The sequence below is a fragment of the Lishizhenia sp. genome (genome assembly GCF_057456495.1).
On record NZ_JBVCPV010000270.1, the window covers coordinates 1 to 2,990 of the forward strand.

At 36.3% G+C, this 2,990-nt stretch carries 3 protein-coding genes; all 3 read right to left on the reverse strand.

Annotated features, from left to right (window positions below):
• On the reverse strand, positions 1 to 1,388 hold a 1,388-nt coding region (locus AC22ZQ_RS13860; RefSeq protein ID WP_318959357.1), incomplete at its 3' end, for an FKBP-type peptidyl-prolyl cis-trans isomerase.
• A 60-nt stretch (positions 1,389 to 1,448) separates the two neighbouring features.
• Positions 1,449 to 2,048 (reverse strand): BamJ family beta-barrel-assembly machinery protein, encoded by a 600-nt coding sequence (gene bamJ / locus AC22ZQ_RS13865; RefSeq protein ID WP_318959358.1) that lies wholly within the window; start codon positions 2,046 to 2,048, stop codon positions 1,449 to 1,451.
• A 177-nt stretch (positions 2,049 to 2,225) separates the two neighbouring features.
• The coding region (locus AC22ZQ_RS13870) for a T9SS type A sorting domain-containing protein (RefSeq protein ID WP_318959359.1) at positions 2,226 to 2,990 on the reverse strand (765 nt) is incomplete at its 5' end.

Below are 2,990 nucleotides of genomic sequence, written 5' to 3' on the forward strand. Positions count from 1 at the left end.
CTACCTCCCATCATTGGGTTTCTTGGTTGAACAAATTCACCCGCTTCTCCTATTTCTAAGATCTCCATTTCGAAAACTAAAGTTTCAAATGGAGGAACTAAATCATTTCCTTGAGTTCCGTAACCTAGATCGTAAGGTACATATAATTTGTACTTACCACCAACTTGCATGTTTTGCAAACCTAAAGTCCATCCTTTAACTACCCCGTTAAGGTTAAACGCTAAAGGTTGTCCTCCATTTTGTAAAGACATTTTATAAGAGTTTTGTAACTCGTTCAAATCTGCATCATATAAGATGTAATGTGCTTTTACATCTGCTCCAGCAGGAACCGTTCTTCCTTCTCCTTTTTTCAAAGTTTCGATAACGTATCCTTCTGGGTATTTTTTCGTGTTTGGACGCTTTAACGTTTCAGCAATTAGGTCTTCTCCTTTTTGCTTGGCAACAGCTCCAATTTCGTTTTGTGTCAATACTTTTGTAGTAACTGTAATGGCTTCATAAGGTTGAAAGATGTAACTTCCATTTCTAGGGTTTCTCAAACCTTCTTGACTAAATGCTTTGTCTGTAGAACAGTATACTTTGTACTCTCCTCCTACTTCCATTTGCTCCATAGCATCTTTCCATCCTGCTACTAATCTTCTGTCTTGGAATTGTAAAACTTGACTGTTAATGTCGTCCGTCATTCCATAATCTCTAATGGTAGCTAACATTGTATCTCCAAATGTATTTTGCATCACCAAAAGCATCTTGTATTCAAAGTTAGGTACTAATTTTTCTCCATTACCTGCTGCTACCTCTTCCAAGATAACATCATCAGAGATAACTTTCACATCTGCTTTTGCCTTTGCATCAACCATTAATTTAGATGCCGCTTTTTTAGTAAGGTCGTTGTAGAAATCTTCTACAATTTGAATTCTCTCTTCTTCTCCGATCAAAGAAGTATCTGTATTTACAAGACTTCTTGCAAATCCTTTTCTTGCAATTTCAATATCAAAAACATCTTCGGCATCTTTCGTCTCTAACATTTTTCTTGTTGCTTCACCTAGATAACTTCCGTAACAAGCAGACAAATCAACTAAAGAATAATTACTAGTATCAATAGACAAATCTTGTTTTACAACCGTTTGCATGATTTGCTCACATTCTCCTTTTTGCTCATCTGAGAAGGCAGCATATCCGGCAGCATAACTATTCTCCAATTGCTTAAAATCTAACTGTTGGAAAATTGTATCTGGAAAGTTTTTAAAGTTAGAAGCCATATCAGCTCCAATAGAGAAAGAAATTTTTTCTTCTATCGTATTTAAGGTAAGATCATCATAATTACCATTTGACGATTGCTCACCACAGGCAACAAGAGCTAAAGCTAATGCTCCAAAGATTATTTTTTTCATGAATTTTATATTTGGGGTTTAAAAAAGTGGGGCATTGCGCCCCACTCAGGAAAGATCTTATTAAAGAATCTCTAATAATTCTACATCAAAGACTAATGTCATGTACGGTTGGATTGGTCCACCTGGGTGTGGGTTTGCACCGTAAGCTAATTCTTGAGGAACGTACAATCTATGTTTTGCACCAACTTTCATTAACTGTAAAGCTTCTGTCCATCCTTTAATAACTTGGTTCAATCCGAATTGAGCTGGCTCTCCTCTTTGAACTGAGCTATCAAATACGTTACCATCGATTAATGTTCCGTGGTAGTGTACTTTAACTGTATCTGTAACTGCTGGCATGTTTCCTTCACCTTCTTCGATTACTTCGTACTGTAATCCTGAAGCTGTAGTAACAACACCTTCTTTCTTCGCGTTTTCAGCTAAGAATGCTTCACCAACTTCTTTGTTCTTAGCAAACTTTGCTTCGTTAGCGGCAGTTAAATATTTTTGAATAATAGCGTTAGCCTCTTCTGGATTGTATTTTGGAGCCTTTCCACTTAATGCATCTGTAATTCCTTCTAATAAAGCATCTGGTTGTACTCCTTCTAGACTTTGTTGCATTAAACTTCCTGCAATACTCATTCCTACACAGTAACTTACTGCTTCTATTTCTTGTGACATGTAATATAATTTTACCGCAAAGATAGGAGTTTGTTTTAAAGGAAGAAGTGAATTGGAAGTTCCTTCGGGGGGAATGTTTTTAATTCACAAAAATTTAGACTTTTTCTACATCTGAAAACACTAAACATAAAAAAAGGGACACCTTTCGGCATCCCTTTTCAAAGTCCTATAATCTTACTAGTGGTTAACTACCACGTTGATTACTTTCTTAGATCCGTTCGCTAAGTTTACGTTTAACATGTAAACTCCGTTTTCTAAATCTTGAACGTTAATCACTGTATTTTCAGCTTGAGCATTTACTGCGATATCCTTAACTGTTTTACCAGTCATATCTACCATAGTTATTGTACTCACTTCATTATCATTAAATGCTACAGTTAAGTTTGCATTTGCCGGAGAAGGGTAAGCTGTTACATTAATATCTTCTTCGATGATGTCTAATCCTAACTCTGCAGCTGGGAATGCTTTTAAAGCAAATGCTGGAGTTTCTTCAAATCCGAATCCTGCTAAGAACCACTGGCTACTCAAGTTTGGTGCTTGTGGTTGTAAGTAAATTTCTTCGATATTTGTTACGTAATTTGCTTCAGGATCGTATCCAATGAATACATCAGAGTTACCCGTGTATACACAGAACAAGTATCTTTGATCATCTTGTAACAAGAATGGAGTATCGAACTTAGCAAATACACTAGAATCTTGGTAATCTCCTTCGAAGATGTATTCTGTAAATGCAACCTGGTTAATTGTATTAACACCTGCGTTTGCATCATTTAAATCTGTAAACTGATCATCCCATTCAAATGCTGTTACTAAGAAAGGTTCTCCTGTTAAAACAGCTCCTGATGATGAACCTGTAATCGCTGTAAAGTACATTCCTTCAACACCCATTCTAGATGCGTTTGAATTTCTATAAGCCATACATGCTGTAAAGTCTGGTCCTGA